The 5,922-nt window shown below is 40.8% G+C and carries 5 protein-coding genes and 1 pseudogene; 3 read left to right on the plus strand and 3 right to left on the minus strand.

Annotated elements, in window-relative coordinates; genetic code table 11:
* A pseudogene (locus Q0541_RS18465) lies at positions 1 to 1,068 on the plus strand (hypothetical protein); the annotation flags it as partial.
* A 174-nt stretch (positions 1,069 to 1,242) separates the two neighbouring features.
* A complete protein-coding gene (locus Q0541_RS18470) occupies positions 1,243 to 1,929 on the plus strand; it encodes a cadmium resistance transporter (protein ID WP_298913212.1) in 687 nt (228 codons plus the stop codon).
* A 167-nt stretch (positions 1,930 to 2,096) separates the two neighbouring features.
* On the opposite strand, the gene Q0541_RS18475 is transcribed toward Q0541_RS18470, so the two are convergent.
* The 3 genes from Q0541_RS18475 to Q0541_RS18485 form a co-directional block, all read right to left on the minus strand.
* Positions 2,097 to 3,077: a hypothetical protein gene (locus Q0541_RS18475; RefSeq protein ID WP_298913215.1), complete on the minus strand. Its 981-nt coding sequence runs from the start codon at positions 3,075 to 3,077 to the stop codon at positions 2,097 to 2,099.
* 368 nt (positions 3,078 to 3,445) lie between these two features.
* Positions 3,446 to 4,408 carry a cysteine synthase A gene (cysK, locus tag Q0541_RS18480; RefSeq protein WP_298913218.1) on the minus strand — a complete coding sequence of 321 codons (963 nt, stop codon included), beginning with the start codon at positions 4,406 to 4,408 and terminating at the stop codon, positions 3,446 to 3,448.
* Positions 4,409 to 4,426: 18 nt separating this feature from the next.
* Positions 4,427 to 4,882: an Rrf2 family transcriptional regulator gene (locus Q0541_RS18485; RefSeq protein WP_298913221.1), complete on the minus strand. Its 456-nt coding sequence runs from the start codon at positions 4,880 to 4,882 to the stop codon at positions 4,427 to 4,429.
* A 191-nt stretch (positions 4,883 to 5,073) separates the two neighbouring features.
* Here Q0541_RS18485 and cysE point away from each other — a divergent pair, with 191 nt between their 5' ends.
* Positions 5,074 to 5,853, plus strand: coding sequence for a serine O-acetyltransferase (gene cysE, locus Q0541_RS18490; RefSeq protein WP_298913224.1), 780 nt, complete (start codon positions 5,074 to 5,076; stop codon positions 5,851 to 5,853).
* Positions 5,854 to 5,922 lie beyond the last annotated feature (69 nt).

A 5,922-nucleotide genomic window follows, 5' to 3' on the forward strand; every position in this document is an offset into this window, starting at 1 on the left:
ATCAGCAACAGTGGTACTTTTGATGCAGGGGACGGAAATGACACTATCACTGGCACTGGTACTGGTGGTACTGGTGGCGAAAATGGCGGTACTGGCGATACTGGAACCGGCATTAGCAACAGTGGCAGTTTTGATGCAGGGGACGGAAATGACACTATCACTGGCACTGGGACTGGTGGTATTGGTGGCGAAGGTTCCGCCGAGGGCACTACTAGTAATTACAGGATCACAGGCGAAAGCGGCTACGGCGGTGCTGGAATTGGCATTAGTAACAGTGATAAACTAACTACTGGCAAAGGAGAAGATACGCTCATCGGCACTGGTACTGCTGGCAGCAGGGGCAAATATATAATTTCCCCTATACCTAAACCTATTGATGTTGGATCTGTCCAGGTCATTCAAGAAGACACCATCCCCACCACAGAAAGGATCAGCACTACTAGCATTGATAGCCAGAACAAGAACATTAAAGACGCCACCATCATCACAGGGCGGAGCAAAAGCAGCATCGGCATCCAGAATATTAAAAAAGCAATTATTACTACGGGTGAAAATACTGACACGATTAAGGGTTCTGCAAACAGCTTGGAAGCAAACACCCTAGCCTATGGCATCTTCAATGACGGCATCATTGATACTGGTAATGGCCATGACATCCTCACTGGACAAGCAACAACCACAATTGGTGGTACTGCCTATGGTATTTATGGGCAAGGAATCATCAGGACTGGCGATGGGAATGACAAAGTTACCGCCACCAGTAATATCGATAAAGTTCAACAGAAAGTCACTATTGGTGGTGGTATCCGCTTTGAACTAGGGACTGGGGATGACTACTTCAAAGGGTTCGGGTCTGCAATTGTTGATGGCGGGAATGGTTTTGACACCCTTGATGTGAGCGCTTTCAAGCGTTCTGAAGTTAGTGTATCTGGTGTTATTTCTGACAATAGTCTAAACCCTGCCAAGATTACCTTTAACAACAATGGAAACCTGATTACCCTTTCGACAACTGGCTTTGAGAATTTTATCTTTGCAAATAGCTCTTTCTCTTATAGCAATTTGAACTGAAACGAGAATTACCACAATTCGATTGTGAGTAAAGTAATGTAATTTCGGCTTTTGATGCCTTGCTTAATGATTAGTGAAAATTAGTTTTTGAACGAATCGTGTCAGAGAAAGTAGCTGACCGTAGGGTAGAATGCTCCCCAAGATGTAAAAGCATGTCTATATTTCTCTTAAAATATGAACGAGTTAGTTACTGCAATTACTACAGGGACAATTGCATTCATTGCCACTAACATTGATGATATTGTCATTCTATTGTTGTTTTTTTCTCAAATAAATGCTAACTTTCGCCCCCGGCATATAGTTGCTGGTCAGTTTCTAGGTTTTACGCTTCTGTTAATCCTTAGTCTTCCTGGTTTATTTGGTGGGTTAGTTTTATCAAAAAGCTGGATTGGATTACTTGGTTTACTACCAATGTCCATAGGTATCAGTAGCTTAGTGAATCGGGAAGAAGATTCATCAAAAGAAGTTGTTGCTACAACAGAAGAAACTGAAGCATCAACAATTACTAGTTTTTTTTCTCCCCAAGCTTATAGTGTGGCAGCCGTTACAATTGCCAATGGTAGCGATAATATTAGTGTCTACGTGCCTTTATTTGCTAGCAGCAACTTAGAAAGTTTTGTAGTAATTGTCGGATTATTTTTTCTATTGTTAGGAGTTTGGTGCTACGCTGCATACAAATTGACTAACAACAGAGTCATAGCTGATGTATTGACTCGCTACGTTAATAATCTTGTGCCTTTTGTTCTTATAGGATTAGGTGCTTTTATTGTATTAAAAAGTGAAGCTTTGAGCTTTATAAAGCTAGCTGCTAGTTGTTTCTGTTTAATAATTTTAGTGAAAAATAATGAAAGTGCCGATTAAATTGGCGAAAATTATAGTAGATAACCAAGCCAACTTTATATTTTGATTTAGCTCAAAAATCTCAAATTCAAAATATAAAAAATCGGTTTAAATAAAAAGGATTCGCCACGAGATAAAGCGCTGTTTGGCATTTGTCTATACACTTGTTGTCGCGTATCACAAGTTAACTAGCTGCTCACTAAAAGTGTTTCAAGAATTCTCCAACCATTTGTATTCATTTCATCATTTACAAAGTCACAAAATGTATAAATCAGAGGCATAATAGAGTCCTCATCTTTTGCTCTGTAGAAACCTACTATTTTCCTTTCTTGCCTTAAATTATAGACTTGAAAGCACAAAGCCTTAATAAAATCATTTTTATTTAAAATACCTTCTATACTTAATTCACTTTTAATATTGGCATCTCCTTCAAATTCAATAGGTGAGAATATTCTCTCATTTTCTTTCCCAAAAGCTGAATACCAAAGAATACCACTTACTAAATTTTTCAATTTTTGATTTTGAACTAGAGGAAATATAGGAATAGAATTAACTTTCCAATCGGCAGGTATAGGGATAAGAGATAAGTCAATTAATAATATAGTTGGCCCAGCTTCAAATTGACCTTTTTTAATAAGTCGTTTGATTTTTCTTATTATGGTTTCAATGAAATCTTTTTGGCGAGAATAAAAACAATCTTCTTCTCGCTCTTGTAAAGGATTAATGGCAGTTACAGCTATTGCTATAGCATTTCCAGCTTTTAACTGTTCTTCAATAGACACTTGGGCATCTAATCCTTGCTCCATAGCTTGAATATAATTTTCTTCTCCTCCACCAAATCCTAATGTCTTTATCTCTATGAAAAATTCTTTACCATCTAAATTAACTTTTAAGTCAGGTGTTTTATTTGTGTTTTCGGGAACTTTTTCTAATAAAAGACCTTTATTTTTTAGCGATAGATAAGTTGCCGCTTCACTATAATCACACAAAGCTTGCTGCAACTCTACAGCATATCCGATTTTATAATCTTTTAGTCTAGTTAATATACTTTCCCTTGCTTTTCTAATAAAATCATCGTTTTCAGCAGCATCGATTTCTTGACACATATCAAGTGAAAAGGCATTTAAAAGAGGATTAATTGTAATATAACCTAATTGATTCTGTTGCAAATAAAGGATTTTTGAATAAAGCATAAGTATATTAATTGTAAGTATTGTAATCCTGTATTATTCCATAATACACAGATTATAACAAACATTATTTATCAATATACTTAAATTAACAGATTCAAAAACACCAGCTATGTCAATTAAGGATTTTACCTTAACTTAGTGCCATTCAGGCTTAAGTCGTTAAAGGTAGGTAAACTTCCGCCACAGTGTACTATAGGAATCCTAAATAATATGTGGAAAATTTGAAGTAATGTAGGCTGGACAAAGCCCACCCTACGTGTATTCCAAAAATCAAATAGGAGTCCTATAGATAATTTATTTTTTAGAAGTCCCTAAAATCTAAAATCTAAAATTGGTGTGCGGAATCAAACTTTACTCAACCACTCATTCTCCTCTGGATCTTTAAACAGTGAAGTACTGAGGTAGCGTTCACCGAAGCTGGGCTGTATCATCACGATTAGGCGGCCTGCATTTTCTGGTCGTTGTGCTACTTGAATAGCAGCATACAATGCAGCACCAGTAGAAATCCCCGATAGTAATCCTTCTTCTTTTGCGAGACGACGGCTGTAAGCGATCGCCTCCTCATCCGCTACCTGAATCACTTCATCTACCAGTTCTGAACGGTAAATTGCTGGGATAAATCCCGCGCCGATCCCCTGAATTTTGTGAGGCCCCGATTTACCACCCACTAATACTGGGCTGCTGCTTGGTTCAACTGCGATCGCTTGAAAACTCGGCTTCCGCCTTTTAATAACTTCTGCAACTCCGGTAATCGTTCCACCAGTACCCACTCCCGCCACAAGAATATCTACCTGTCCATCGGTATCATCCCAAATTTCTTCTGCTGTGGTTTGGGCGTGAACTTTCGGGTTGGCAGAGTTGCGAAACTGCTGCAACATATAAGCATTGGGCGTTTGAGCTAAAATCTGCTCTGCACGACCGATTGCTCCTCGCATCCCTTCTACCCCTGGCGTTAACTCTAGTTGAGCGCCATAAGCTTTGAGCATGGATCGTCTTTCCTGGCTCATTGTGTCAGGCATCGTTAGAATGAGATGATAACCCTTAGCGGCTGCCACCATCGCCAGCGCAATTCCTGTATTCCCAGAAGTCGGCTCTACTAAAACGGTTTTTCCGGGGTGAATCAAGCCTGCTTCTTCCGCCGCTTCCACCATACTCGCGCCAATCCGGTCTTTCACAGAAGATGCTGGGTTCATGCTTTCTAGCTTCACCACAATCTGAGCAACCGCTCCCGAAGCTTGGGGAATCTTGTTTAATTGAACTAAAGGAGTTCGTCCGATTAACTCTGTGATATCTTTTGCTATCTGCATGTGAGTACTCCGTCGTGTCTAAATATAATACATCGGACTTTGCTGGGCGCGAGTTTCTCTTTCCTGGCACAAGTCTTGGAGTGTATAGCGACCCAAAACTTCAATAGAGGCAGCGTTAGCTTGCTCCCAAACTTCATAAACCAGAGTCTTTTCCAGAGTGGGAGAGTCAGAGGTATCTTTCTCTTTCCGCTCACCTTCGACCAAAGTGACAATTTCAAGTATTGTGATCTGCCAGGGTTCACGAACTAAAACAAAACCTCCTTTAGAGCCGCGTTGACTCTGCACCACACCAGCACGCCGGAGGTTGGTCAAAATTTGTTCCAAATAGCGTTCAGGTATGGGTTGCTTGGCAGTGATCTCGCTCATGGTTAGAGGAAGTTTTTTTCCGTGGTGGCTTGCCAGTTCTAAGAGTGCCAGCAGCGCGTATTCCACTTTGGAAGACAGATCCAAGAGAGCGTAGTTTTGGCTATTCAAGACTGTACTCTACATACTACGGTGATTTGAGGGACTTATCGCAGTTTATGCGAAATTAATTTTTCTGAAAGTGTGGAATGTGATAGCATCCCACTTATCTCCCAACAAAAACACTTTACCCTATCGACTTACCGTAGATTATTATCTTACACAATTCCCATAAATGACTTAATCTTTTTGTGGGAATTATCCTGAGTTTCTGTTTTCAGAGCCTCACTTACCAACGAAAATCTCAACTGAGTATGCTACTAACTGATTTGCGAACCATTTTTGAGCGTGATCCAGCAGCCCGTAACTGGCTAGAAGTATTGTTCTGTTACCCTGGACTTCATGCCCTAGTGTTTCATCGATTGGCACACTGGCTGCATAAACTTGGAATTCCCTTCATCCCTCGGTTTATCTCTCATATTAGTCGGTTTTTAACCGGAATTGAAATCCATCCTGGCGCATTAATTGGTCAGGGAGTGTTTATTGACCACGGAATGGGAGTAGTGATTGGTGAGACAGCAATCGTGGGCGACTATGCCCTAATTTATCAAGGCGTCACCCTTGGCGGGACGGGGAAAGAAAGCGGCAAACGCCATCCAACTTTAGGCTCTCATGTAGTTGTGGGAACGGGTGCGAAGGTTTTAGGAAATATTCAAATTGGCGATCGCGTCCGGATTGGAGCCGGTTCTGTGGTGCTGAGAGATGTGCCCAGTAACACTACTGTAGTTGGGATTCCAGGGCGTGTGACTCGTCAGAACAACTTACCTACCAATGTTCTGGATCATGATAAAGTCCGTGACGTAGAAGCTGAAGTAATCCGCGCTCTATTTGAACGCGTCAAGGCTTTAGAGAAAGAGTTCGAGCAGCTAGAAGATCAATCAAGTTTCTCCCCAACTGAGCTTGGCGACCAACAAATTGACAACCCTAAGAGCAAAAATTCTGATGGGATAATTGAAGATTTTCTTGATGGTGCGGGAATTTAATTTAAAGCATTGGGCATGGGGCATGGGGCATTATTTAGTTATTCTTTCTCCCCCTGCTCCCCTTGCCCC

It is taken from the genome of uncultured Nostoc sp. (genome assembly GCF_937863485.1).
Classification (GTDB): domain Bacteria; phylum Cyanobacteriota; class Cyanobacteriia; order Cyanobacteriales; family Nostocaceae; genus Nostoc.

Coding starts and splice junctions, on each gene's coding strand:
- Q0541_RS18470 (WP_298913212.1), top strand. CDS start 1,243: ATGAACGAGTTAGTTACTGCAATTACTACAGGGACAATTGCATTCATT.
- cysK (WP_298913218.1), bottom strand. CDS start 4,408: ATGCAGATAGCAAAAGATATCACAGAGTTAATCGGACGAACTCCTTTA.